Annotated in this window: 18 protein-coding genes; 9 read left to right on the forward strand and 9 right to left on the reverse strand. The window is 49.4% G+C overall.

Annotation, left to right across the window (positions count from 1 at the left end; translation table 11 throughout):
* Positions 1–48: 48 nt before the first annotated feature.
* A complete protein-coding gene (locus B0D95_RS05090; RefSeq protein WP_078042878.1) occupies positions 49–735 on the forward strand; it encodes a response regulator in 687 nt (228 codons plus the stop codon).
* Positions 736–866: 131 nt separating this feature from the next.
* Here B0D95_RS05090 and B0D95_RS05095 read toward each other — a convergent pair whose 3' ends face one another.
* The 4 genes from B0D95_RS05095 to B0D95_RS05110 all read right to left on the reverse strand — a co-directional run bounded on the left by B0D95_RS05095 (position 867) and on the right by B0D95_RS05110 (position 4450).
* A complete protein-coding gene (locus B0D95_RS05095; RefSeq protein WP_078042879.1) occupies positions 867–1871 on the reverse strand; it encodes a right-handed parallel beta-helix repeat-containing protein in 1005 nt (334 codons plus the stop codon).
* Positions 1872–2078: 207 nt separating this feature from the next.
* A complete protein-coding gene (locus B0D95_RS05100; RefSeq protein WP_168172401.1) occupies positions 2079–2459 on the reverse strand; it encodes a hypothetical protein in 381 nt (126 codons plus the stop codon).
* Positions 2460–2483: 24 nt separating this feature from the next.
* Entirely contained in the window at positions 2484–3287 is an 804-nt protein-coding gene (locus tag B0D95_RS05105; protein WP_078042880.1) for a peptidylprolyl isomerase, read from the reverse strand.
* 182 nt (positions 3288–3469) lie between these two features.
* A complete protein-coding gene (locus tag B0D95_RS05110; RefSeq protein WP_078042881.1) occupies positions 3470–4450 on the reverse strand; it encodes an HPP family protein in 981 nt (326 codons plus the stop codon).
* Between the two features lie 119 nt (positions 4451–4569).
* On the opposite strand from B0D95_RS05110, the gene B0D95_RS05115 reads away from it, so the two are divergent.
* The 7 genes from B0D95_RS05115 (at position 4570) to pelA (ending at position 18058) form a co-directional block, all read left to right on the forward strand.
* Positions 4570–6858 (forward strand): heavy metal translocating P-type ATPase, encoded by a 2289-nt coding sequence (locus B0D95_RS05115; protein ID WP_305763982.1) that lies wholly within the window; start codon positions 4570–4572, stop codon positions 6856–6858.
* Positions 6855–7316 (forward strand): Cu(I)-responsive transcriptional regulator, encoded by a 462-nt coding sequence (gene cueR / locus B0D95_RS05120; protein ID WP_078042883.1) that lies wholly within the window; start codon positions 6855–6857, stop codon positions 7314–7316. Before B0D95_RS05115 ends, cueR begins: the two co-directional genes overlap by 4 nt.
* A gap of 13 nt (positions 7317–7329) precedes the next feature.
* Positions 7330–8709, forward strand: coding sequence for a TolC family protein (locus tag B0D95_RS05125; protein WP_168172402.1), 1380 nt, complete (start codon positions 7330–7332; stop codon positions 8707–8709).
* Positions 8702–10090 carry a multicopper oxidase family protein gene (locus B0D95_RS05130; RefSeq protein ID WP_210403680.1) on the forward strand — a complete coding sequence of 463 codons (1389 nt, stop codon included), beginning with the start codon at positions 8702–8704 and terminating at the stop codon, positions 10088–10090. The genes B0D95_RS05125 and B0D95_RS05130 overlap by 8 nt, the downstream gene beginning before the upstream one ends.
* A gap of 260 nt (positions 10091–10350) precedes the next feature.
* Complete coding sequence (locus B0D95_RS05135; protein WP_078042885.1) at positions 10351–13746, forward strand: HEAT repeat domain-containing protein; 3396 nt, start codon at positions 10351–10353, stop codon at positions 13744–13746.
* 466 nt (positions 13747–14212) lie between these two features.
* A complete protein-coding gene (locus tag B0D95_RS05140; RefSeq protein ID WP_078042886.1) occupies positions 14213–16072 on the forward strand; it encodes a pectinesterase family protein in 1860 nt (619 codons plus the stop codon).
* A 24-nt stretch (positions 16073–16096) separates the two neighbouring features.
* Positions 16097–18058 carry a pectate lyase gene (gene pelA / locus B0D95_RS05145; RefSeq protein ID WP_078042887.1) on the forward strand — a complete coding sequence of 654 codons (1962 nt, stop codon included), beginning with the start codon at positions 16097–16099 and terminating at the stop codon, positions 18056–18058.
* Between the two features lie 59 nt (positions 18059–18117).
* On the opposite strand, the gene B0D95_RS05150 is transcribed toward pelA, so the two are convergent.
* The 5 genes from B0D95_RS05150 to B0D95_RS05170 form a co-directional block, all read right to left on the reverse strand.
* The gene (locus B0D95_RS05150; RefSeq protein ID WP_078042888.1) at positions 18118–18969 is read right to left on the reverse strand and encodes a DUF1080 domain-containing protein; all 852 of its coding nucleotides are present in this window, start codon (positions 18967–18969) and stop codon (positions 18118–18120) included.
* A gap of 139 nt (positions 18970–19108) precedes the next feature.
* Entirely contained in the window at positions 19109–19861 is a 753-nt protein-coding gene (locus B0D95_RS05155) for a ribonuclease H family protein (RefSeq protein ID WP_078042889.1), read from the reverse strand.
* Between the two features lie 231 nt (positions 19862–20092).
* On the reverse strand, positions 20093–21499 hold the full coding sequence (locus tag B0D95_RS05160; protein ID WP_078042890.1) for a DUF3999 family protein: 1407 nt from the start codon (positions 21497–21499) through the stop codon (positions 20093–20095).
* A 50-nt stretch (positions 21500–21549) separates the two neighbouring features.
* Positions 21550–24309 carry a DUF2339 domain-containing protein gene (locus B0D95_RS05165; RefSeq protein WP_078042891.1) on the reverse strand — a complete coding sequence of 920 codons (2760 nt, stop codon included), beginning with the start codon at positions 24307–24309 and terminating at the stop codon, positions 21550–21552.
* A 27-nt stretch (positions 24310–24336) separates the two neighbouring features.
* Positions 24337–24963, reverse strand: coding sequence for a DUF4230 domain-containing protein (locus tag B0D95_RS05170; protein ID WP_078042892.1), 627 nt, complete (start codon positions 24961–24963; stop codon positions 24337–24339).
* 156 nt (positions 24964–25119) lie between these two features.
* On the opposite strand from B0D95_RS05170, the gene pabB reads away from it, so the two are divergent.
* Entirely contained in the window at positions 25120–26580 is a 1461-nt protein-coding gene (pabB, locus tag B0D95_RS05175; RefSeq protein WP_078042893.1) for an aminodeoxychorismate synthase component I, read from the forward strand.
* Positions 26581–26606 lie beyond the last annotated feature (26 nt).

Genomic DNA, 26606 nt, shown 5'->3' on the forward strand with positions numbered 1-26606 from the left:
GAGCAGAATGACGCTATTTATACTCTGCCCTAACGTAATGGAGTCATCATGAGCAAGATACTGATTATCGACGACGAGCCGCAAATACGTCGTTTTTTACAAATTGGCCTCACCGCCCAAGGCTATACCATTTTGGAAGCAGACAATGGTCGTCAGGGGTTAGCGCTGGCCGCTGAAATCATGCCTGATTTGATTATTCTGGATATGGGGCTGCCCGACCTTGACGGTCAAGTGGTGCTTAAAAAACTGCGTGATTTCTTTCATCAGCCCATTATTGTGTTGTCAGTGCGCAACCGCGAATCGGAAATCGTGCAGGCATTGGATACTGGTGCCAACGATTATGTTGTGAAACCCTTTGGTATTCAGGAATTACTGGCGCGTATTCGCGGTTTGATAAAAGCCTTTGGCCCAACCGTAGAAAGTGTACATACCTTTCAAGATGAGCGCGTTGTGATTGATTTACAGGAGCGGAAGTTAACCGTGGATGGTGAAGCAACCAAACTGTCACGCAAAGAATTTGAGCTACTCAAGCGCTTGATCAATAACGCAGGTCGTCTGGTTACCCAGCAACAATTGCTGCGCGAGATTTGGGGGGGAACCCACGTAGAAGACACACATTACTTGCGGATTTTTATTGCGCGCCTGCGTACCAAGTTGGGTGATGATCCCTCCAATCCTCGCTACATCGAAACCGAACCGGGGGTTGGTTATCGCTTTTTACCCAATATTGAATGAAAAAATACTCGCGGCCAAATAGGGCCGCGAGCTGACTTAACGTACATCCATTTACACACACAGGGTTACTGCCTTTGTGGTGTGCTTATTCTCTCTCACCTCACGCAGGCACAAATTCATAAGGGCATTTGCTAACGGCAAATAGCGCCGACATTCTCTACCAGCCCAGATGCCGCTTCGCTGATACAGCCTTGGCGATTATCAATAAACTGCGCGGCAACCATCATGTTATTCACGCAGGAGGCATCATTAGCAATCATACCGGCACCGCCTGAGCGGCTAATGACAACCCCGGTGAATGTGTTGCCGGTTGCGGCGGTGGATGGGTCATGATTGACCTGCGCCAGGAAAATCCCGTGCTGCACACTGTCACTGATATGCAGGTTGGTGAATGAGTTGTCGAGTGAATCGCGCATAAAAATGCCGACGGTTTTATTGTTGGCGATAGTTACATCAAAAAATTTATTGTTGTTAAATTTAATGTCAGTAGAAATGCCTGCGGCTTTATTGCCGTAGAGGTAAATACCGGAAAAGCTGCTGTCTTCGGTTTCATAACCGGCCATACCATCAAATTCGTTATCGTAGGAGGTGTAATCGCGAATCCGCAAGCGACGGCATCCAAGCTCAGTCACCAACCCGCCAGACATAGCACCAAACACCACTACAGATTGCACACTACAATCGATACAGCGACGAATGCTAATGCCGTTATTACGCAACGGGAATTGATCGCTGCAAGGGCCGCCCATACATTCAGAGGATTGGTTTGCCCTGTTGCCGTCGATCATGACATCCACAACACTTACGTAATGGGTGGCCCTACTTGGAATATTTTCTGTTGTTCCCATGACGATAACCGGTGCATTAATGCCATCAGCCAGACGCAGCAGGGTTGCAGTGCCACGACCACGCAAAATGACATTATTTTTATCGATCACAATCGGGTGGGTACAGGTATAGGTGCCGGTGGATAATTGCACTTCACCGCCAGCCGGGGGCAGTTTATTGATTGCATTTTGTATAGCAGTGCAGTTTTTTTCGTTGACGGTTTGGGCGGCAAAAACCGGAGTGCTGCCCGCAAATGCCATGGCCAATATGATGATCAAGTACTGCTGCGCGCTATGAATGAAGCTCATAGTTTACCCTCTCGAACAGGGGAGAATTGTGACTCCCTATGTTTGAAGGCTAGCGCTAAAACGCCATCAGACAAGCAAAAACTAGGTGGTTATCTTAAAAAATTCTAATCGCCTTTGGCGCCCGATTCATCAGCGATAAGACTGTGTATTCCGGAAACACAAAAGGGGCGCAAGGCCCCTTTTGTGTGTCAAATATCGCCGCCACTATTATTCGGCAGCAGGCACTTCTGCCTTGGGCATCAGTGGATTACAGTTTTTAATGGTCACCCTACCCTCCAGTAAACTGCCTTTTGAGTATTCACTGAAAATGCAGCTATTGGTGGCTGGGTCGTAGTTCTCTATCCAGAGGTTGTCATCTTTCCAAGTGGCGGCCATGTGCATTTGCCCTTTGGGTACTTCAATCGACATGACGCCGCCGAAGTTCTTCACAAAGTGTTGTTCATAGTGGAAGAAATACATCCCCCAACCAATGATCAATATGGTCAGTGCGCCTACAGCGCCCGCTTTCCATTTGAAATAGCGGCCAATACCCCAGAAAACAAAGATGGCAACGGCGATAACCGTTATCCAATACAAGTATGTAATCACACTGCGTCCCTCTTGTTGATAAGATTAGGCCTTATTCAACAGGGTTTTACGGCCCAGCGCAAGCAAACCGAGTGCAAGGAGGCTTAATAAACCTAAACTACCACCACCGCCACTTTTCTCGTTGATGAGGGTGTTTTTTGTTGGATTGAGGCCATCAGCGGTGCCTGCATCAGCATTGAGCACGACCACTTTGTGAATCACTACAAAATTAGCATCGGTGACCGGTTTTTTAGCTGTGTAATCTGCGGTTGAGTAGTCGCGCAGTGGAATGTCGGTAAATGCACCGTTGAAATTGAAGCGGTTCAACTTGGCAATTTCGAGCACAACTTCCATACCGCCACCAACGACTTCACCAAAGGCAGTAAAGCCACCATTTTGTTTATCGAGTTGGCTGGCGTTATTTTCCAGGTTGATAAACCATTGATTGGTTGCACTGTTTGGTTTGCTGCCTAACTTTGCCATAGAGATAGTAGCGCGCACATTGGAATAAATCGGCTCATTCTCAACGGCAGCATTTTGGGTAATGGCTTCCAATTTGTCGGTAGCTACATATTTGTATCCGCCGCCTTGCACAATAAAACCACTCATAGAGCGATGAATAACTGTATTGGTGTAGGCCTCTGCATTGACATAGGCGAGAAAGTTGGCAACGGTTTTTGGGGTCGTTTTGTCGTAGAGGTTAACTTCGAAATTGCCCAGCGACGTTTGAAATTGAACAGTAGTAGCGGCGGCTAGTTGGCTCATCAATACACCAGCACCCAAACAGAATGCGGCAAAGGTATGTTTTAACAATGTAGTCGGTGCAGTAGGCTGGGATGTGGAACGCATGGGCAATAAACCTCGGATGACGAAAATCAATAATAAGAATAATTAGATTGTTATAGCTAACCGGGCTTGCTCCATGCCCAATCAGGATGATGGCATCTTATCCTGTAGCACTGGTGGCACACATCTTAAATTTGTTGGAAATTGTAATCTCGGTTGCCCGTTATTAATGGCAATCCTGGCTGTCACTCCTCCTCATCGGTCAACTTTTTCCAGTGGCCGTTGGGTTGCGGTACTACTTCATAACGCGCCCATTGACGAAACTCGCTACGCAAACAAATACCGGTGGCATAACCTCCTGCTCCGGCAACCACTTTAAAGATGACCTGGTCTTTACTGGCAATAGCGTTCTCGGCGGCGTCTACGACCTGGCGCACACTCCATAAGTTCCCCAGTTTGCCATTACTGTAAAAATGCCCCGAGGTGATTTGCTCCGGGTGGGTGATATTTTTTTCCGCATGCTGCTTGGCTAACTCCAATAATTGCGTCAGGTTTTCAGCGGTGATATCTACATAGGAATTAAGCTGCTCCATGGCTGCTGAAAAATCCTCCTGGGTTATCTCAAATTGACGCTCTGCTGCCGCGGTCGGCTTGGCGATGGTGCGACGGGTAAGGTGTGCCGGGTAGCGACGCCAGGGGAAAAAAGCATTAAAAACCAGTGCCATCGCCATGATACTGGCCAGGTTAATCAGTATTGGCGCGACCATATAAAAGTATCCCAGTTTGTATATTTCTGCCCCGCCAATTACTGCGGCAAGGGCGGTTGCCCCGCCGGGTGGGTGCATGCAGCGCGCATAGTGCATTACCCCAACTGCAAGGCCGACGGCCAGTGCCGGTGTCCAGGTCTGATCGGGTACCAGTTGCTGGCAACTCACGCCCACAAATGCTGATAAGAGGTGGCCACCAATAACGGCCCAGGGTTGGGAAAGTGCGCCTTGGGGCACAGCGAACAACAAGACGGCTGAAGCACCCATCGATGTCACCATAATTAGAGTGCCAGCCGTATGCATGAAACCATCCGGGAAGCACCAACGCGTCCCCCAATACACAGCCAGAATTCCCAGAAATGCCCCCAGAGCTGAAATGAGTTTTTCACCGTGCCGTGTGGTATTACGCTCAATACCCAAAAACAAACGTGCTTCGTGTAACCAGTGTTTGACGCTCATCAGAAGGCTCTCTACGCACCAGAAAAGTGCGTGATGCTAGAGGTTTATCGACTCGACTGCAAATCGGCGTAGACTTTGTGAAAAGGCTTGACCTTCCCACAATAGGAAGCCTTAAGCTGTTGTCAGTCGTCATTATTAAAGGGCATGACCATGACCTTATCCCCCATTACGATTTAGATATTCAGGGCATGAGCTGCGCTTCTTGCGTTGGCCGTGTGGAGCGAGCCTTGGCCGCCGTTGAGGGCGTCGAGAGTGTTAGTGTCAATCTTGCCACCGGTCGTGCGCACCTGCAGTTGGCGACCACTATCCCCACGGCAACACTGATTACCACCGTAGAACAGGCGGGCTACAAGGCTCAAGTGGCACACACTGGTGATATCAGTACCCAAGGTGAACGCCATGAGCAGGAGCGTATCGCCCTGACTCGCCAATTTGTTGTCGCACTGGTATTAACCCTGCCGGTATTTGTGATGGAGATGGGCAGCCATTTAATCCCGGCATTGCACCATTGGTTGATGGCCAGCCTTGGCCAGTGGAACTGGATTATTCAGGCTCTGCTAACGACATTGGTGATGTTCGGCCCCGGGCGCATGTTTTATCGCAAGGGGTTGCCTGCGCTGCTGCGCATGGCACCGGACATGAACTCGCTGGTAGCCTTGGGAAGCCTTGCTGCATGGGGTTATTCACTGGTAGCGACCTTCCTGCCCCACACCCTGCCCTCGGGTACAGTGAATGTCTACTTTGAGGCGGCGGCCGTCATAGTGACCTTAATCTTGTTGGGGCGGTTATTAGAAGCCAGAGCGCGAGGGCGCACCAGCGACGCGATTGCACGCCTCATCAAACTGCAACCTCATACGGCGACACGGGTTGTCGATGGCAAACCGGAGCTTGTTGACCTCGCCGTGATTCGCCCCGGCGATAACCTGTTAGTACGTCCCGGCGAGCGAATCCCCCTTGATGGCACACTGACCAGTGGCAATTCCTTTGTTGACGAATCCATGATGACCGGTGAGCCCATGCCGGTCAGCAAAACTGCCGGGGCGGAGGTGATTGGCGGCACCCTCAATACCAGTGGCGCCTTTAATTACCGTGTTACCAAAACCGGCAAAGACACCCTGCTTGCGCAAATTATCCAGTTAGTGGAAGACGCCCAGAACACAAAGCTGCCCATTCAGGCGCTGGTGGATCAAATCACTCGCTGGTTTGTGCCTGCGGTGCTGGTAATAGCCGCACTGACCTTTGTGCTGTGGATGCTGTTTGGCCCTGAACCTGCTTTGGGGTTAGCGCTGGTGAATACCGTCGCGGTGTTAATTATCGCCTGCCCCTGCGCCATGGGCCTTGCCACACCGACATCCATTATGGTGGGCACGGGTCGCGCCGCGAACCTTGGTTTGTTATTTCGCCGTGGTGATGCACTGCAAACCCTGGCGGATGTTAAAACCATCGCCTTTGATAAAACCGGCACTCTCACCCTGGGTCAGCCACAACTGACCGATTTTGTAGTGGCTCCCGGCATTGACCAGCGCGAGTTGTTGGCACTGGCCGCCGCTGCTGAACAACATTCCGAGCACCCGATTGCACAAGCGCTGGTTAAGGCCGCTGCGCAAGGCAATATTACGCTGGGCCAGCTTGAATCCTTTGAGGCCATTCCCGGTTATGGTCTCGCTGCACAGGTTTCCGGTGTGCAGTTACATATAGGTGCCGATCGTTTGTTTGATCGCTTGGGCATCAATTTGGATGCCATGCGCGAATATGCACAACCCTTGGCGGAGGAAGGTAAAACCCCCATTTATATCGCACGCAACCATCAACTCGCTGCGGTGATGGCACTGTCGGACACCATTAAGCCCGGTACCGCAGAAGCCCTGCGTGCATTGCACAAGCTCGGGTTTCAGGTGGCGATGATTTCAGGTGATAACAAGCGCACAGCGCAGGCAATTGCCAAACAATTATCGATAGATCTCGTCATTGCCGAAGTGCTGCCCGAGCAGAAAGTTGCCGCCATTAAACAATTGCGCCAGGAACATGGAGCTATCGCCTATGTGGGTGATGGTATCAACGATGCTCCGGCACTGGCCGAGGCCGATATAGGACTCGCCATTGGCAGCGGTACTGATATTGCGATTGAAAGTGCCGATGTGATTCTGGTCAGTGGCGATATTCAAGGTGTCCCCAATAGCATTGCTTTGGCGCGTGCCACCTTGCGCAATATCAAACAAAATTTAGGCTGGGCATTTGCTTACAACATCGCCTTGATTCCACTGGCTACAGGTATCGCGTACCCGGCATTTGGTGTGCTGTTATCACCGGTGCTTGCAGCAGGTGCCATGGCCTTGTCGAGTGTTTTTGTTGTCACCAATGCCCTGCGTTTACGCAACTGGCATTCAGCAAAGGAGCTTTCACTGTGACCACTCACAATACATCCGCACTGGAATTGGCTGAGGCACAAGCCCAGGGGTTATACACCATTGGTGAGGCCGCCAAGCTGAGTGGCATCAGTACCAAAATGATTCGCCATTACGAAACATTGGGGCTGGTTTCGCCAGCAGAACGTACCTTCGCCAATTACCGCATGTACCAAGCGCGGGATATTCACTTGCTCGGGTTTATAAAAAGTGCGCGCGATTTGGGATTTTCCATGAAACAAATCGCCCAACTTACCAGCCTGTGGCTGGACGAAGCGCGCAGCAGTGCCGACGTCAAAAAAGTAGCGCTGGCGCATATTGACGTGATGGATGAGCGCATTCACTCGCTGCAAAAAATGCGCAAGGCACTCAGCGATTTAGCCAATCGCTGTCAGGGTGATGATCGCCCCGACTGCCCTATTCTGGATGGCCTTAACACAATGGCTCACTGCCACAACTAATGCCGAGGGTTCAATGCAGCATTCCCGCGCAACCATTTGCCCCAACCACATTGCGACAGGTTTATTGCTTGTCAGCTGCCTGCTGTTAAGTGCATGCAGTACAACAGCAATACCTCGCGGTCATTCACTTGCAGCGGTTGAAAAAACGCTGGCAGAGAATTTTCCCATCGCTTTACTGCCACCACAAACCTCTCAGGAAGATTCCCTGAGTGCAAACGCGGCGGTACAGCTACTGTTGCAGCAGTCACCCAAGGTTCGCGCCGCTATTGCTCGCTTGGGTATTGCTGATGCACAGCAACTGCAAGCAGAATTAATTAATAACCCCCATATTTCCATTGGTGCGATGAAGCCAGATGAAGGTGGCCGCTGGCAATTGGATGCGGGTTTAAGCCAGCCGCTACTGGCGTTATTTACTCGCCCGCTCCGTCGTGAACTGGCGCAAGAAAATCTACTGCTCGCGCAGCAACAATTACAAGCACAACTGCAAGCATTAGTGGTGCAAACGCAACGCGATTATTACCGTGCAGTTGCCACACAGCAGCATGTGCAAGTACAACAGCAAGTGTGGGAGGCCGCCAGGGCGCAACAGCAATTGGCATTGAGCCTTTATCGCGCCGGTAATATGGCAGAAAATACATTTTTGTATTACGACAACGAATTGCGCCGTGTAGAGCAACAATTAAATGCGTTTAAACAAACGGCACAAGAAAAGCGCTTGCAATTATTTAACCTGATTGGATTGCAATCCACCGCCGACTTTACCTTGCCCACACAATTGCCGCTGCCGGGTGATGACATTTTCGTTCACCGTGAATTGATGGCCATTGCTAAACAGCAGCGCCTGGATTTGCGTATCGCCCAACAACAATTAACGCTGCTGGAAAAGCGCCGTCACCTGATAAAAAATGAATACGGCTGGCGCGATATAAGCTTGGGCATTAATGCGGAACGTGAGTTTGACGGTGCAACTAACATCGGCCCGGCGGTGGAGTTTTCCCTGCCAGTATTTAACCGCGGCCAAGGGGCATTGGCAGGTATTGATGCGCAGGTTTCCCGCCTGCAAGCTGAGCTACAACAGCGTGAACTGGATATGGATTTACAAATCGCCAGCGCTTTGAGTCAATTAAAGACCGCTCAGCAACAGCTGACTTTGCTCACACAGAGTTTAGCTGTAGCGCAACAGCGTGTGGCGCTGGCCAGTCGCGAAGTCAATTTTATGCTCAGCAGTCCGCTTGAGTTATTAGCGATCAAGCGCGATGAAATCCAACTGGCTCACGATTACACCGACGAACTCAATCGTTATTGGCAGGCGCGCAGCCAACTTGAATTGGCGATTGGACAAGCGTTGCCGCTCATTCCCCGCGAACACAAGGAGCATCATCACCATGATTAATCGTCGTACTCTTTTGCTCGGCAGTGCAGCTGGTTTGGTGGCGGCGAGTTTGCCTTTACAGGCGCAAATGGATCATTCACACCATCACCCTGCATCACCGGAAACAGCCAACAGTGGAGAAAAAAATACCGCACCGGTTGATCATTCGCAGCATGTCGCAGGCAATAAACCCGCGCACAAAAGCACCAGGGAGATTCCCGCCGTCAGCACGCAAAAGCCGCCACTCACAGCGGAAGGCTATCGCCCTGTCATTACGCCCAATGGTCGTACACTGCCTTATCGCCTGACAGACGGCGTCAAAGAATTTCATTTAATTGCAGAAGAAATCGAACATGAATTTGCCCCAGGCTCAACCATTAAAGCCTGGGGTTATAACGGCACAACACCTGGTCCAACCATTGAAGCATTGGAAGGTGATCGCGTGCGAATTTATGTCACCAATAAATTGCCGGAGCACACCAGCATTCACTGGCACGGTATTTTATTACCCTGGGGCATGGACGGTGTTAGCGGCTTGACTCAAGCCCCCATTAAACCGGGTGAAACCTTTGTCTATGAATTCACGCTGGAACAACACGGCACCCATATGTATCACCCACACGCTGATGAAATGGTGCAGCTCGCCACGGGTATGATGGGGATGTTTATTATTCACCCCAAAACAAAAATCACCCCGGAAATCGATCGCGATTATGTTGTACTGCTGCATAACTGGGCGGTGCATCCCGGTACCTATCGCCCCGATCCCAGTGTGATGACGGAATTTAATTTGTGGACGATGAACAGCAAAGTGTTTCCTGCTATTGAATCCATGGTGGGACAAACCGGCGAGCGCATTCGGATTCGCGTCGGCAATTTATCCATGTGGAATCACCCGATTCATTTGCACGGCGTGCAGTTTGAGGTAACCGGCTCTGACGGTGGTCGTTGGCCGCAAAATCAATGGCGCAAGGAGGTAACCGAAATTGTCGGGGTTGGCCAAACCCGCGATATTGAATTCACCGCCGTGCCCGGTGACTGGGCATTCCATTGCCACATGAGCCATCACACCATGAATGCCATGGGGCATGACATTCCCAATATGCTGGGCGTAAAACAACCGGTAGCGCAGATCAATAAAGTGTTGCCGGGGTATATGGCAATGGGCGAACACGGCATGGCTGAGCATCAGGTGCATGTGGATATGGGCCATATGCCCGGCCCGGAAAATACCCTGCCGATGATGATGGGTGAAGGTCGCTACGGAAAATTGGAAATGGGCGGTATGTTTTCCATGATCCGGGTGCGCGATCAATTGGGTGAGCAGGCCGATTTGTACTCGCCACCAGCGGGAACCCAGGCACGCAAAGTCAGTCGTGTGCCGGATGGAATCCCTACCTGATTCACGAGCAACTTCCCCAAACAACTTTTTCAAACAGCTTTCACACACATCTACCCGATTACTCCCATTGGCGGAGTGATTGGGTTATGTCGTAAGCAAAGTGTTAATTAGTGTCTACATACGTCAATTCAGACTGCCTTGGCGCCAGCGCTCACCTATAATCCTGCCTGACTATAACTACAGCTAGACAACTACACCCGATGAGCATCAACCCGTTCATCCAACCCTTTTTTCATAATCATAACCAGCGTGAGAGTCACATGAAAAAGCGCCCACTTGGCATTCCCTTTTCACATTACATCCATCGGTCACGCCCTACGGCAATTACCCGCACCTGGCTGGCAACATCGCTAGCTTCACTGGTGCTGTTAACGGCTTGTGGCGAAAAACCAACCAATGCTCCAGCAGAAAATAACGCTGCACAAACGAGCGCTGCCAGCAGTGTTGCATTGGACATTACGCGCATCAGCCCCGAAGAGGCCAAAAAAGATGCTGCCGCAATTGAAGCGCAAGTTGAGTTAACTTTGGCCGAAGGTATTACCGGCGAGCTTTGGGCCTCAGAAAAATTAATGGGTGATACAGTGGCCATCCATGTGGATGACAAAGGCCGTATTTGGGCGGGCATCACCCAGCGCAGTAACAATTCTGAATTTGATATTCGTGGCTATTCCGATTGGGAACACCCTTCTGTTTCCTTCAGAAATATTGAAGACCGTCGCGCCTTCTTAAAAGAAGAATTGGCGCCGGGAAAAAGTGCGCAGAACAAACGCATCCCCGATCGCAATAAAGATGGCAGTAACGACTGGCGCGACCTTGCCGTTGTGAAAGAAAAAGTCATCCGCCTTGAAGACACCTCCGGCAGCGGCAAAGCAGATTTTGTACAAACCGTGGTGGAAGATTTTAATACCGAAGTGACCGATGTTATCGGCGGCATGTACTACAGCGATTTGCTGGACGAATTATTTATCAACGTCGCCCCCGATTTTTGGCAACTAAAAGACACCAATGGCGATGGCCAAATTGACCAGAAAAAATCCCTCGCTCACGGTTTTGGCGTGCACATTGGTTTTAGTGGTCACGGTATGTCCGGCGCGACTATGGGGCCAGATGGCAAACTCTATTACAGCATGGGTGACATAGGCACAGTAGTGACCGATGCCACGGGAAAAACCTGGAATTACCAGGATCAAGGTGTGATTGTACGCAGCGAACCGGATGGCAGTAACTTTGAAGTATTTGCGCATGGGCTGCGCAATATTTATGAATTTTCATTCGACAAATACGGCAACTTTATCAGTGTGGATAACGATGGCGATCACGTTGGTGAATACGAACGTGTTGTGCACTTGATTGAAGGCTCCGACACCGGCTGGCGCATTAACTGGCAGTTGGGTAAATACAAAGATCCGAAAAACAACAGCTACAAAGTGTGGATGGATGAAAGTTACTACACGCCACGTTTTAAAGATCAGGCCGCACATATTCTGCCACCGGTTGCGCCCTATCACGCCGGCCCTACTGGCATGACCTACAATCCAGGCACCGCGTTTAACGACAAATGGAAAGACCATTTCTTTGTGGTGGAATTTGTTGGCTCTGCGGCACGCGCCGGTATTAATGCCTTCACCTTGAAACCCAAAGGCGCCAGTTTTGAACTGGATACGGATCAAAATATTTTCCGTGGTGTATTAGCTACTGGTTTGGACTTTGGCCCGGACGGCGCTATGTACATGAGCGACTGGATTGAAGGCTGGGGTTTAAAACAAAAAGGTCGCGTATGGAAACTGGATACGCCCGATACGGCAGGCAACGCAATCCGCAAAGAAACCCAAGCCCTGTTGGCAGAAGATTTACGCTTGCGCAGCGCCGATGATTTGGCAGGCCTGTTGAGTCATGTGGATATGCGTGTGCGTCAAAAAGCGCAATTTGTCTTGGTTGATAAAGGCGAGCGCAGCATTCTGGAAAATCAGGCACAAACGGCAAGTGATGAATTAGCACGCATTCACGCCATTTGGGGCCTCGGTCAATTACTGCGTAAAGATGCAAGCGTTGATGCCGTACTTATTGGCTTATTAAAAGATGCCAGCGGTGAAATTCGTGCGCAAGCAGCCAAAGTATTGGGCGATGCCAATCACGCTGCTGCCGCGCAAGCATTATTGCCCTTGCTAAGCGATAAAAATCCGCGCGCGCAATTGTACGCGGCGCAAGCCTTGGGTCGCATTGGCGATAAAGCGGCTATCGCTCCTATTGTCGAGATGCTCGCTGCCAATAACGACGACGATGTTTATTTGCGTCAAGCCGGTGCTATCGCACTCGCACGTATTGGCGATGATGCAGCCGTCGGTCAACTGTCTACGCACAATTCGGAAGCAGTGCGCATTGCCGCTGTAGTTGCCCTGAAGCAAATGGCCAGCCCTGCCCTTGCGGCCTTCCTCAGTGACAAAAATGAATATGTTGTCACCAACGCCGCACGCGCGATTAGCGATGACACTCAAGTCCCTGCTGCGCTTCCCACACTGGCTGCGTATTTGGATAAACCGGTTTTCACCAATGAGCCGTTATTACGCCGTGCCATTAACGCCAACATTTATGCAACCACTGAGGGAGCGAGCACCGCTGACAACGCCGAGCGTTTAATGCGCTTTGCCACCCAGAAAAAAATGGCTGGTGTATTGCGCGCCGACGCCGTGCATGCCTTGGCGAGCTGGGGTGAAACCTCCGCTTATGACCGCGTAACCGGCGCCTATCGCGGTGCGGTAAAACACCCGGAAAGTGAAGCCGTTGCGGCATTGAGTGCAAACTACAAAAACCTGCTGGCAGACGGCGAAGCCGATGTGCGTGAAGCCACAGTCAATGCCATTGCCGGTTTGAATGTGCGCGCCGCGCAAGAGCAACTGGTGTCATTGCTGAGTAAAGATGCTGCACCACAAGTGCGAATCGCCGCGTTACATACACTGAAAAAATTTGCGGTCGATAATATTGGCGATTTGGTTTTTGTCGCCATGAAAGATAAAGAGCAAAGTGTACGCATGGCTGCTTTGGCACTGGTGCCAGAATTGGATTTACCGGTTCAGCAAGTGGTAGAGATGCACAGTCTATTGCTGAAAAACGGCACCACCGGTGAGCAGCAAGCAGCGCTCTTGTCGCTGGTCAAGGTAGATGCACCGGAAGCGGTAGCGGTATTTAAAGATCAAATGACACAACTGATTGCGGGCAAAATCGCACCGGAAGTGCAATTGGAATTAATTACGGCAGTAGAAAAAATTAACGCACCGGAATTAAGCGAGTTGCTTACAAGCTATCAAAACAGCAAAGACAAAAACAAACCGCTGGAAATGTTCCGTGAGTCTATGTACGGCGGTGATCCGGAAAAAGGCGTCGCTATTTTCCGTTACAGCAACACCGCACAGTGTGTGCGTTGCCATATGGTGGGCACGCGTGGCGCCAACGTTGGGCCTAACCTGACAACCATTGCCAAAACCCTGTCACGCGAACAATTGCTGGAAGCATTGGTTGATCCAGGTGCACGTGTAGCGCCCGGCTTTGGCCCTGTATCCGGTATGCCGCCCATGGGCTTACTGTTAAAACCGGATGAAATTCGCGATGTAGTGGCTTACTTGTCCACACTGACTGAAGAAGTACACGAAGGTCACTAATCGTTATTTGGCAGCCTTGTTTTGTTCGCAATCCTCCGGCATATGCCGGGGGATTTTTTTATCCATAAAATCCCCCTTTTTGGTTTGCTGAAATCTAAAAGTGGCAGCTAAAGCCACGGCGAATGCAAAACCACGTCGCAATACTATTTTTTTTCTTTGCCTCTTCTTTTATGTTTTTTGATGCGGGCGTAGACTCGCGCAGGCAGTACATAATAAAAATAGAATCAAGCATCAAACAATTATCTATTACAGCAATTCAATTCATAACAATAAAACGTAATTCGGCAAAAACGACGCATAAAGCTACTCAGTAACCGACGGGTGATTTTCTGCTCACTCTATTTATCATTCGCGATTACCTTTTCACTTTCTGCTGTTGTAATCCTGCGGGTCGTTATTCGGTCATTGTCTCTCGGTGCTTTTGGCGCCGCAGAAAACCTTTGTCCAAACATCATAAGGAGTCGATATGAATAATAATCTGTTAATAGCTCTACGCCCGTCTAAAACCCGGCATTCATTATGTGTCGCCGCATTGTGCATGACGTTCTCTCCCTTTTTGTGGGCCGAGTGCACTTACCAAGTGACTAATAATTGGGGCAGCGGGTTCACCGCTGAAATTAAGGTAACCAATAACACCAATCAAACCGTGAATAATTGGTCTGTGTCCTGGCAGGAGGCAAATGCCAGTGTCACCAATGCGTGGAATGCCACGCTCAGTGGCGCAAACCCTTACACCGCCACCGGTTTAAGTTGGAATGCCACACTTGCGCCTAATGCTTCTGCCAGTTTTGGTTTTCAAGCCAATGGCACGGCGGGTGCACCCAAAGTGAATGGCAGTTTATGCGACAACAATACACAAACATCCTCTCTTACTGCCACTTCTAGCAGTGTGAGATCGAGCAGTGCGATTTCCAGTGTAAGTAGCAGTGTAACTACGAGCGCAAATCAAAGCGCGCGTTCATCGGCATCCAGTGTCAGCAACTGGCTGTTTGAAGAAAACTCGTTGGGCTTCTGCAACTATTCCGGTGTTGTTGCGACAAACCATGCCGGTTATACCGGCACCGGATTTGTTGACAGTGAAAATGTATTGGGCGCAGCAATTAATTGGAGCGTTTCTGCTGCCAGTGCCAATACCTATGCCATCAGCATTCGTTTTGCAAACGGCGGTGCCGCAACACGACGTGCCGCTATTGTTGTGAATAATAACAAGTTGTTATCGGTGGATTTTCCAAGCAATAACAATTGGGCTGCATGGCAAACCGTCACAGTAAATGTTCCCCTCAATGCGGGAGTCAACAGCCTGAAGGCGCAAGCAGAAACCAATGATGGTTTAGCAAATATCGACAGCATTAGTATTGCAGGGCTTGGTATTACTCCTGCCGCCTGCCCCACTACGGCGGTAACTATGGACTGCAATAGCATTACTGATCAGCCTGTTTTGCGTGTTGCTGCCGATGGCTCCGCCACTTACAGAACCCTGCAAGCTGCATTAAATACACTGCCCGCCACTAACACTACGCCGACACAAATTCGCATCAAGCCGGGCGTGTATCGTGAAAAATTAACGATCAACAAACCTTTTGTTACATTTTGTGGCGAAGCAGGAAAACAATCATCAACCATTCTTACCAATAACGATAGCGCCAGCACACTCAAGCCTGATGGCACAACGCTTGGAACTTCTGGTAGCGCGAGCGTCACCCTTAGGGCCAATGATATTTCCATGGAAAACATCACCATTGAAAATACATTTGGTGTTGGCTCACAAGCTGTCGCGCTGTTAGCACAGGGGCAGCGATTACAATTTCGCAACTGTCGTTTATTGGGGCATCAAGACACACTCTATGTGCACAGCGGTACGCAGTACTATCGCAACTGCCATATTCAAGGCACGGTAGATTTTATTTTCGGTGCGGCAACAGCTGTATTTGAAAACAACACCATCCATAGCGTTGGTGGTGGTACAGCAATAACAGCGCCTAGCACTGAGCAACAGGTTCCTTATGGTTTGGTGTTTCTTGGCGGAAAAGTGACGGCTGTATCCAATGTTGCAAAAGGCTCAGTAGCATTGGGGCGCAACTGGCGTCCTTATGGTGCAGCCACTTATATTCGCACGGAATTGGGCCAGCATATTTCTAATGTGGGCTGGGTAAAAATGAGTGAAAACACATTGGACACCGCACGTTTTTCTGAATATCAAACCACAGGTGCTGGTGCCACCACTTCAGGCCGTGCACCACAGTCACGGCAACTCACCGCTGCACAAGCGGCCACTTACAACATCAATAGTATTTTTGGCTCCTGGGTTCCCAGCTACAGCAAATAACCTGATAAACATAACGAGGATATTATGAAAACATCCATGAAAAAAACGGCGGCATCGCTAACTGGCTCGCTGGCGTTGAGTGTATTTAGCATGGCAATCGCATCACCGGTTTGGTCTGCATGTACTTACACAGTGACTAATAATTGGGGCAGCGGGTTCACCGCTGAAATTAAGGTAACCAATAACACCAATCAGACTGTGAATAATTGGTCTGTGTCCTGGCAGGAAGCAAATGCCAGTGTCACCAATGCGTGGAATGCAACGCTCAGTGGCGCAAACCCTTACACCGCAACCGGTTTAAGTTGGAATGCCACACTTGCGCCTAATGCGTCTGCCAGTTTTGGTTTTCAAGCCAATGGCACAGCGGGCGCACCCAAAGTGAATGGCAGTTTATGCGGTGTGGCCACTACTTCATCTGCACCGAGCAGTGTGGCGCAATCGAGTGTTGTGAGTTCAGTAAGCTCCAGCATTGCTTCATCCAGCAGCAGCCGAGCGGCCAGCTCTACTGCGACGACATCAACATTGGTGATTCAAGAGGAACAAACCGGTTTCTGCCGTGTGGATGGCATAGCCACAGAAAATACTAACAGTGGTTACACCGGTAACGGCTATACCAATAGCAATAATGTGCAGGGTGCTGCCATTGTGTGGGCAGTGAATGCAGCAACCAGCAGCCGCCACACATTGACGTTCCGTTTTGCTAATGGTGGTACAAGCAATCGCAATGGTTCACTGCTGATTAATGGCGGTAGCAATGGCAATTACACGCTGCAATTACCTGCCACCGGTAGTTGGACAAATTGGCAATCCGCAAGCATCGAGATTGATTTGGTACAAGGCAATAATCTGTTGCAACTTACTGCACTCACAGCCGATGGTTTAGCCAATATCGATTCACTAACGATTGTTGGCGGCACTACTTCGGCAGGTGTATGCGCTACGAATGCGAGCAGTTCTTCGTCAGTAAAATCCAGTTCCAGTGCAACAACCAGTTCAGTGGCGAGTTCAATTGGCTCGGCAAGAATGCTGACATTGGATGGCAATCCCGCTGCCAGTTGGTTAACCAAATCGCGCACCAAATGGAATGCATCAAGAGCCGATATAGTGGCCTCTTATCAACAGTCCAATGGAGGTTGGCCCAAAAATCTGGATTACAACACGGTGGGTAGTGGCAGCGGCGGCAATGAAAGTGGCACCATCGACAACGGTGCTACTATCACCGAAATGGTGTACCTCGCCGAAGTGTACAAAAACGGAAACAATACCAAGTACCGCGATGCTGTGCGTCGCGCGGCTAATTTTTTGGTGAGTTCGCAATACAGCACAGGCGCCCTGCCGCAATTTTATCCACTCAAAGGCGGTTATTCCGATCACGCTACATTTAATGATAACGGCATGGCCTATGCCCTGACCGTGTTGGATTTTGCCGCCAATAAACGTGCGCCGTTTGATACCGATGTGTTTTCAGATGCAGATCGTGCACGTTTTAAAACGGCAGTCACCAAGGGCACGGATTTTATTTTAAAAGCGCAGTGGAAACAGAATGGGGTATTAACCGCTTGGTGTGCGCAACACGGTGCAACGGATTATTTACCGAAAAAAGCACGCGCTTATGAATTGGAATCCCTGAGTGGCAGCGAATCAGTAGGCGTGCTTGCCTTCCTTATGACACAACCACAAACGGTGGATATTGAACGCGCTGTGCGTGCAGGTGTGGCCTGGTTTAATAGCCCGCGAACTTATTTGGAGGGTTATACTTACGATTCTTCATTGGCGGCAACCAATCCTATAGTGCCTAAGGCGGGCAGCAAAATGTGGTATCGTTTTTACGATTTAAATACCAACCGGGGTTTCTTTAGTGATCGCGATGGCAGTAAATTCTATGACATTACACAAATGTCTCTGGAGCGCCGTACCGGATACAGTTGGGGTGGTTCTTACGGGACATCGATAATTAGTTTTGCGCAAAAAGTCGGTTATCTTTAATAAAAAAATCCCCTTCGCTTTTTAGGCGAAGGGGATTTTTTCATATCAACCCTGTGTGCTTAATATACGCAAGCATCCTGTTTGTTTTTCACAAAATAGGTTTTGAAGTTTTTCGCGGTTTTATCCATACAACCTTCCAGATTTAACAAGCTCACACGGCGGAAATCCGCCGGATGGCTTTCTGCTTGCAAGGCAATGTAACCACCGCTATTCGGTGTGCGGTCATCCCATTGCAAATCGGTGTATTCCAATACTTTTTTACCATTAATAAAGTGCTCGGCCTTTTCACTACCGTGCACTAGCAACTCAGCTGTTACCCATTGGTCGCCATGAAAGGTGTCGCTGCTGGAGTTAATAATATGGTCTTCTGTGAATTTCCCGTTATAAACAACGTGAGTGCCCGGGGTACACAGGTTGCCGGTGGTGCGTGGGTTTACACCATCGCCACCTAACAGTTGGTATTCCATACTACCGGGGAAATCTTGATTGATGCCCATGGTTTTAGGGTCTTGCGTGTGATACATGATGCCATTATTGCGGTAAGCCCAAGCTGGCCCACCTTTCACCTGATCGCCCACAAAGCGGTATTCCACTTTAATGCGGTAATAAGAGAAAGGGCCGCCGTTGTAAAAAATATGGCCAAAATGATTGTTAAATTCTTTGTACTGGTCGTAACGCATTTTCATAATGCCGTCTTCCACGCGGAAGGTATTAAATGCATTATCGTTTAACTCAAAGCCGCTGATTTTTACACTCCAGTTGCTTAAATCCTTACCGTTAAACATTTCAATCCATTCTTCTTTGTTCGGGTCATTCGCTGGCGTGGTTGCCGAAGCAGCCAGTACCGGACTAGCTAAGGCGCACAGCAGCATGGCTGCCAGAGTGTTTTGTTTAAATCCGGGGGTTGTCATAAGTAGCTCTCTTTCTGCTGCGATGGATGTTGTTATTGATATGGTTATTAGTGCTCGATGCAGAAATTTAAACCAATTATCGGATAAATGGCAGGGGATTTACAAAACCAAACCAACCTACACAGACCCTGGGGCAATATCAGCCCGCACGGGTTGCCAAAATAGCGGCAATATCCAAGGGTTCGAGGTAGAGAGCAAAATCAGTTTCGCGGGATTGAATAGCGAGGATCGACATGCGGTCAGCAAGCTCATTGCCTTGCACACCCACGTGGCCATTTACATGCAGCACTTGCACTTTGTCTTTCAGGGTTTGATGTAGCGAATAAACTTCCTTAATCAGCTCCAGGTTTTTAATTTCCCCGCCCTTCTTTTTCCAGCCCGCTTTTTCCCAGCCTACTGCCCATTGCACAACACACTGGATGGAATACTGCGAGTCAGAAAAAACCGCCGCCGTTTTGCCCTTGGCGATTTCTTCTTTCGCCAGCAGCAAACCTTGGTGTAATGCATTTAATTCGGCGGTGTTATTGGTACCGTTCGGGTTATACAAACCATACCAAAGTTCTGCGACTTTATTATCACGATACAAGGCCAACCCCGACCCCGCTTCACCGGGATTGGGTTCACAACCGCCGTCAGTAAAAATTTTTACCTCAGCAGGCAACGCATTCACCTCGGCAGCATTATAAGTTTTAATTTTTGCCCCACTCGCCGCCGCCCGCCCGGTTCCCGCCTTTGGCTTTACACTGCCGAAAGCTGCTTCGGCTTCTTCACGGGTTAAAAACGATTTATATCGGGCACCGGTAAAACCATCAATATGCTTTTTACACGTAGCCCAATCCGTAAAAATCCCAGTCTCGCGCCCTGCCCATACCACATAAAATTTTGAAGCCATTACACTCTCTTTCTTTTAATTTAAAAATTGATACTACTGATATCTAATCTATTTATCGAACGTAGGTTGGTGCTGAGGAACGAAGCCCAACATGACCATGCTGATGATACCCACCAAAAATAATTTAATGCATTGTTCTAATATTTTACTAATTTAAAAACATCGCGATATAAACGACGACGAATGTTGGGGTTCGTTCCTCACCGCCAACCTACGGGCGTGCTTGAGGTATTATTGAGCATGTTTCATCTGCCCCACCAACCGAACCGCTACCCAAATCAAAGCCCCCACTGCACTAATCAACACCAACCAAAACAAAATAGTCTTCCAACTAATATGCACTTGGTGGCGGGCGAAAGAGTCCAGGTCGGGATTTAAGGGGGCTGCGCTTACGGTTTCCCATTGCACATCCTTCCCTGCCATAAGTTGCGAAAATATTTGTGCGCTGACGGCTTCGTGGTCGGTGGTGCTTTGGTTGTCTATGGCGATATTGTAGGGTGCACTGTTGTTGGCGATAAATTGCAGGGTTTGTGCTGTGCGATGAAATACCAGTGTAGGTTTGGCGCTGGTGCGTACTAATTCGTTGAGTTCAACGCGCCATTGGGTGTCGCTGTTGCTATAGATACTTACCGCATCGCTGCGCTGCCATTCGCTGCCTACTTGTGCATTAAACCAAATACCTTGGTGTACCAATTGCCATGGTTGTTTGCTGCTGTGGCGTGAAAAAATAGTGATGCGATCGCCGTATTGGATATTGCCCAAGTCAATACTGATTTTATTAACGGGGGCTATATCGTCGCGCTCAAATTCCCAGGCGGCAACGGGTAAATGATTGGTATGGCGCTCGGCGAGCATGGCGGAGTCTTGTTTTTCTGCCAGTGTGCCCTGCACTTCCCAAGTATCTGCCGCGGGTGTGTTAGCGATCTGATGAGTGTTTTCAATATGCACACTGGTGAGTTTTAAATTATCGCCGCCGCGCGTGAATTTAAGACGCAGATAGGCATATTGCATTTCACTCAGGTTGAGCGCGATTTTATTGCGCGTTAAATATTCGTCCTCTTTCTGCAATTGCACCAAGGTGGTATTGGTGATGGGTGCCCAGTTGGTCATGTCGTTGGTGCCACTGACTTCCACTTCCAGATATTGATGTGCATCGTTAATTGGCCAGAGAATCGCCAAAGTATCGGCTTGGGTTTTTAAATCGCTCAAATCCACCACGTAAAAATCAGTGGGTGTTGTTTGGCCTGTTATGGCCGTGTTGTTGCCCTTTTCAACACTGACAGAAATTTCATTGTCGTCTAACCGAATGGATGCACTGCTCAACACCAACAAGGTTTCTGGCGATGCGCCGACTGGCACCGGGAAAAAGCGCACAGGGGTTTGTTGGGTTTTTACGCTGACCTTTGTATCTGGCGCGCTAATGCGGTAAGGCAGCTTATTGCCTTGTTGGTCGGTAACCACCAAATCTGTTAATTGCGCATCAGCACTGTAGCGATAAATATCGTGCGTTAAGGTTGTTTGCACATAGCTGCCAGTGGCAGCGTCAATTTTATACACGGGAACTATTTCAGCATTACATACCGCACTAAAACCCAGTGCCATTGCAATTGCTGTTAGATACTTTTTAATGGAATTCATTTTTTACCTCTTATACAAATCGCACATTGGCAAGCGATTTCGGAGTGCGTTTACTCAGGTTCTACCGCTTTTGCCTTCGCCGGAATCGGCGATAAATAACCAATCAATAACATTAATGCACCCACTGCCATAAACGACACTACACCTGCCAGGGTGCCTGCCCCGCTTAAATCTTTCAGGAATAATTTTGCCACTATCACGGCAAGTAAACCGGCGCCGAGCATCCAGAGTTTGCGCTCTTGCAAGCGGCGGGAAATATTCATAACGACCAGCGCACAAATTGCCCACAAAATGGAAAGCGACATTTGTACTATGGCTGAGTCCCACATCACCGTTGCGACATAATCCACCTGTGCGTAATGATGAATTGCACGCAGCAATACAACATTAATCCACACAAAACCTAAACCACCGAGCAGGCCGTAGCGCAGTTCGGTGGGTGCTGTGTGCAAGTTTACAAAGCCGCGTTTAATGGCATAGGCAACAATTGCCAATACGGCGGCTTGCGCTAAATCCAGCGGGTTGAGTATGGGTAAATAAAATTGATTGGTGATGCCGGAATAATGGCAAGCAACAAAAAACCAACCAAGTAATAACAGCAACAATGGTGCAGGAATTAAATTTTTGTAATCCGCCGGATAAGCCGCAAACGGCCAAATGGATTTATTAGTAAGGTTCAACAGCGCAACCAAGGGCACAACCAAACATGCAAACCACAATACCGCCGCACTGGTGCCGTACCACTGCATAACACCTTGCCAATGGCTCGCTTCCCAATAGACCAACACAAATAAAAACCACGCGGTTAAAATGTGCCATACACTTAACAGGCCGCAAGAGGAAAGTTCACGGCGGTTCCACAGGAAGCGATACTGCACCAATATGAATAGCGCGAGCGCCAACACGCCAAATCCCTGTGAAGGATACACACCATAACCGATGAATAAACCTTCGCCAAAATTGCGTAGTGCCCAGAGGGCCGTTAAGGGCAGCAACCAAAAACCTAATGACGCAAGTGATGGCCAGGACAATACTTTACTTAACCCCATCACCCCGGCAACTGATGCGGCAAAAAATACAATCAGTGCGGCAAACTGCTGCTCGCCCGGCAAGTGAGCACTGAGTTCCATATAACCCGCATGCAACCACCACAACCAAGCGATTACTTGCGCAATGGTGGCAAGATTCTTTTCGCCACGACGCAGCACTTCAGTAAAATGTCCTGCAATAAACGAAATTGAAAAAGCGGCAAAAGACAAGATCAACAAACCGATAAAATCGCCACGGATAATGGGTAATGTTCCAGCACTGATGCCGCTTATCAACAATGACACCACCGCGGCGGCATACAGCAAATAGCCCGCACAGCGCGGCAGTAACCGCTGTTGGCGTAAGCCAACCCAAGTCAAACCTGCAGCTTCCAGTGCCCAGGTAGCGGATGTCCATTGGGCATCCAGTGCCAATGGAATGGTGAGGGTTGCAAAGGTGACGCCCAGCGCGATAAAGGATTCAATTAATATGCGGTGCGTGTGTTGGTATCTCGCCCAAAGCACTCGCGCTAGTGCGATATAAATGATCGCCAGAGCGAGTGCGCTAATAGCCAAACCATATTCTGTGTGTTTCAACAGTGCGGTTTGCAAACCAAAACCGACGATGGGCAAGCCAAATACCAAGCTGCCATCCACCAGCCCTTTTAAATTCGGTGGCTGTTTGAGTGAAAATAAAATGGAGAGGCTTAGATAGAGCGCAAAAAACGCCAGCAAAAATGGTTGGGTACTGGCATATAAATGAGGTTCGTATTTGAGTACGCCCCAGGTCGCGGTAATCACAAAGGTAAATACAAAACCAACCCAGTTGAGCAGGCGCCAGGTTTTAAACCAGGCGATGGCGAGAATACCGAGGTTCAGCAGCAGATAAAAACTAAATAATCCGACATGATTACCAGAACCGTCCGAGGTGAGAATAGGTGCAAGAAAACCACCAGCGGTAGCCATGAGTGCGAGCACCTGTGCGTTTTGAATAACCGCCAGCAGTACGCCCAGCGCTACAATAATCAGCATGAATACCAACGCAATACTGGCTGGCATAAGTGCGTACATTTTGGCAGCCGCAAATACTGTTAAGTAGAGCGCACCAATACCACCGCCCTGTAATACCAAGCCGTAACCACCTTCACGTGTGCGGGTTTTCCAGCCTATGCCAATTAGCACTAATGCAATAGCGGCGACTATGGCCATGCGCAGTTCTAACGGAAACATACCCTGGTTTGCGGCGTATTTAACCAGAAAGCTCAAACCAAAAAACATCACCAACATGCCAATACGCACAATGGCATTACCTTGGGTAAAAAAATCTTTCAAGTAGTGTTGCAGTTTTTCTGCTGCCTTTTCCACGGCATTGGGTTGGCGTGGTGGGCGCTGGTATTGCTGTGTTGAAGGCTGCATGTGTACGGCTGCTGGTTGTGTCGCCGCTGTTTGCAACGGTTCTTGCAGTGGTTCTTTTGGCCGTTCCTGTGATACTACTGAAGCAGGTAATTCGATGCCTTGTGCTTTTAACCGTTCTTCCAGCGAGAGTTGTTGTGGTGCAGAAACGCTTGGCGCAGGTGCAGCATCTTGAATGCTGGCTGGTGGCGAAACCGGTTGTGTTTGCAGTTGTTTTATATCGCGCTCAAGGCGCGTCACCTGGCTGCCCAGTTGAATAATCTTGGTGATTAAAAACCCGAGCGCGCCGCCAATCAACCAGCCGTTTTCATAAAAAATCGCTTCACCCAAGCCCATCCCGACCAGGGTGAAAATAATCAGTAGCATCATAGAAATTCCTTGTGGGGCTTTTATAGCTTATTGGTGTTGATCGGTAATCACTTGCACGGTTTTTAGCGGCTCCAATACTTTTTCATGTTCCAACTGCCAGCCAACGGAGGCGCAGAGCTGCTGCATCATTAATTGGATTTGCTTTTGTGCGATCTGCGGTAAATCGCTCTCTTGCGCTTTTTCTTGCATGAGTTTTTTGGCCTCCGCCAGTATTTCGGTGTAGTCCTCGTTATCAAACTTATTCAATAAACCTTGATTGATGTCGTAGAACTTGTAGTCGGTATCGATAGAGATAATCTCCGGCTCGGCAAATTGTTCTATGACCAGCGTACGGCTATTGTGATCCCGACGAAAACGCATTTTGGCAAAATCGTAACCAACAGAGACCTTGGCTTTAGCAACAACCAGCGCCTTGCTGTTGGTTTTGAAGATGCCGAAAAAATCTTTCTTGGATTTGTGATCGTAAATCTCGGTGAAATAGCCCTCAGCCAATACCACTTTGAATACTTTTTCAATGCGCTCCAGCAATACATGGGATTCTGTCGCTACATCCTGTTTGGGCGTTTTGAATTTTTTGGCGTAGTACCAACTGAATGCCTGCCAGGCAGCAACACCACCAATCAGCATGGCCAGTATAAAAATGAGGAAATCCATCGAGGTAGTCCTTAATTATCAAACATTGGTCTGCTGTGTATGCACAGCCAAAGCCACAGCAGCTTAAACGGGCTTGGCGTCAAAGTCTATTTGCCGCAGCCCATACCGGATAAGGTAGAATGCAGCCCCCGTAACGGCACTGTCCGACGAGATTCCATGCCTGCAGAACTTCGAATTATCCCGCTTGATTATCAACCAGACCCCGCGCACTGGTTTGCTGTGGTGCGCCACTTGCCCCACGCCATTTGGCTTGACTCTGGACGCCCGCAAAGTAGTTATGGGCGCTTCGATATTATCTGCGCTGCTCCCCAGTCGGTATTAACCAGTCGCGATGGCCTGACGGCAATTACCCATCACCGGGGCCGAGATCACAAAGAGAAGTCAGAGCATCAGGATGGCGATCCATTTCAATTGTTAAATGACCTGCTGTTTGGCGAAGCGGCGCCCAGCCAAGCCCATACTGAACTGCCGTTTATTGGCGGTGCACTGGGTTATTTTGGTTATGACCTTGGCCGCCAGTTGGAGCGGCTGCCGGTTATTGCGCAAGCGGATATCCAACTGCCGGACTTGTGCATAGGCATTTATCCCTGGGCGATTATCCAGGATCACCAGTGCAGTACAGCCTGCTTGGTGATCAATGAGACCCTGAGTCAAAGCCTTGGCGGTGCTTATAACTTTTTGGAAATCGAGCAGCTCTGCCGCTCTGCCGCTCAAAAGCCGGTGTTCCACGCAGCTCCAAACACACGTAAGAATAATGAAAAACCATTTAAAATCAGTGGGTTTCAAAGCAATCTTAATGTGGATGAGTACTACCAAGCCCTGGCGAAAATTCAGGATTACATTCGGGCGGGCGATTGTTATCAGGTTAATTTTGCCCAGCGTTTCAGTGCCAGTTTCAGTGGTGATCCCTTTATCGCTTATCTCGCCCTGCGCCAAGCCCTGCCCTCGCCCTTCTCCGGATTCATGCAATTGCATGACAGTGATGGCAAGCCAAATGGTGCGGTGCTGAGTTTGTCACCTGAGCGCTTTATTCAAGTACGTGGCTCGGCGGTAGAAACCAAGCCAATCAAGGGCACTATTAAGCGCGGCATCACCCCAGAGGAGGATGCGACCAATGCCCACTGGCTACAGCACAGCCTGAAGAACCGCGCTGAAAACGTGATGATTGTGGACCTGCTACGCAATGACCTGAGTAAACACTGCTCCCGGGTTCAGGTGCCCACACTGTGCGAATTACAGACCTTTGCCAATGTGCACCATTTGGTCAGTACTGTTACTGGTGAATTACACCCAACCGCAACCGCCCTTGACCTGCTACGGGATGCCTTCCCCGGCGGCAGCATTACCGGTGCCCCTAAAATTCGCGCTATGGAAATTATTGAAGAGCTGGAGCCTACCCGTCGCTCACTTTACTGTGGCAGCCTGGGCTACATCAGTGTTGATGGCCAGATGGATACCAGCATCGCCATACGCACTTTGGTGTGCGACGGTGAGCGAATCCACTGCTGGGGCGGCGGCGGTATAGTGGCGGACTCTGAAACAGAACAGGAATACCGCGAGTCCATCGCCAAGGTCAACGTGCTGATGGATACGCTGGAACACGCATTTAAAGACTGATTCAAGAACACCTATTAACAACACCA

This window comes from Cellvibrio sp. PSBB023 (assembly GCF_002007605.1).
In the GTDB taxonomy this organism is placed as follows: domain Bacteria; phylum Pseudomonadota; class Gammaproteobacteria; order Pseudomonadales; family Cellvibrionaceae; genus Cellvibrio.

What these genes read in the sequence shown, in the direction of transcription:
- B0D95_RS05150 (WP_078042888.1), bottom strand. Translation starts at nt 18,969, where the DNA reads ATGACAACCCCCGGATTTAAACAAAACACTCTGGCAGCCATGCTGCTG.
- B0D95_RS05105 (WP_078042880.1), bottom strand. Translation starts at nt 3,287, where the DNA reads ATGCGTTCCACATCCCAGCCTACTGCACCGACTACATTGTTAAAACAT.
- B0D95_RS05135 (WP_078042885.1), top strand. Translation starts at nt 10,351, where the DNA reads ATGAAAAAGCGCCCACTTGGCATTCCCTTTTCACATTACATCCATCGG.
- B0D95_RS05125 (WP_168172402.1), top strand. Translation starts at nt 7,330, where the DNA reads ATGCAGCATTCCCGCGCAACCATTTGCCCCAACCACATTGCGACAGGT.
- B0D95_RS05140 (WP_078042886.1), top strand. Translation starts at nt 14,213, where the DNA reads ATGAATAATAATCTGTTAATAGCTCTACGCCCGTCTAAAACCCGGCAT.
- B0D95_RS05160 (WP_078042890.1), bottom strand. Translation starts at nt 21,499, where the DNA reads ATGAATTCCATTAAAAAGTATCTAACAGCAATTGCAATGGCACTGGGT.
- B0D95_RS05155 (WP_078042889.1), bottom strand. Translation starts at nt 19,861, where the DNA reads ATGGCTTCAAAATTTTATGTGGTATGGGCAGGGCGCGAGACTGGGATT.
- B0D95_RS05110 (WP_078042881.1), bottom strand. Translation starts at nt 4,450, where the DNA reads ATGAGCGTCAAACACTGGTTACACGAAGCACGTTTGTTTTTGGGTATT.
- B0D95_RS05165 (WP_078042891.1), bottom strand. Translation starts at nt 24,309, where the DNA reads ATGATGCTACTGATTATTTTCACCCTGGTCGGGATGGGCTTGGGTGAA.
- pelA (WP_078042887.1), top strand. Translation starts at nt 16,097, where the DNA reads ATGAAAACATCCATGAAAAAAACGGCGGCATCGCTAACTGGCTCGCTG.
- B0D95_RS05090 (WP_078042878.1), top strand. Translation starts at nt 49, where the DNA reads ATGAGCAAGATACTGATTATCGACGACGAGCCGCAAATACGTCGTTTT.
- pabB (WP_078042893.1), top strand. Translation starts at nt 25,120, where the DNA reads ATGCCTGCAGAACTTCGAATTATCCCGCTTGATTATCAACCAGACCCC.
- B0D95_RS05170 (WP_078042892.1), bottom strand. Translation starts at nt 24,963, where the DNA reads ATGGATTTCCTCATTTTTATACTGGCCATGCTGATTGGTGGTGTTGCT.
- B0D95_RS05095 (WP_078042879.1), bottom strand. Translation starts at nt 1,871, where the DNA reads ATGAGCTTCATTCATAGCGCGCAGCAGTACTTGATCATCATATTGGCC.
- B0D95_RS05130 (WP_210403680.1), top strand. Translation starts at nt 8,702, where the DNA reads ATGATTAATCGTCGTACTCTTTTGCTCGGCAGTGCAGCTGGTTTGGTG.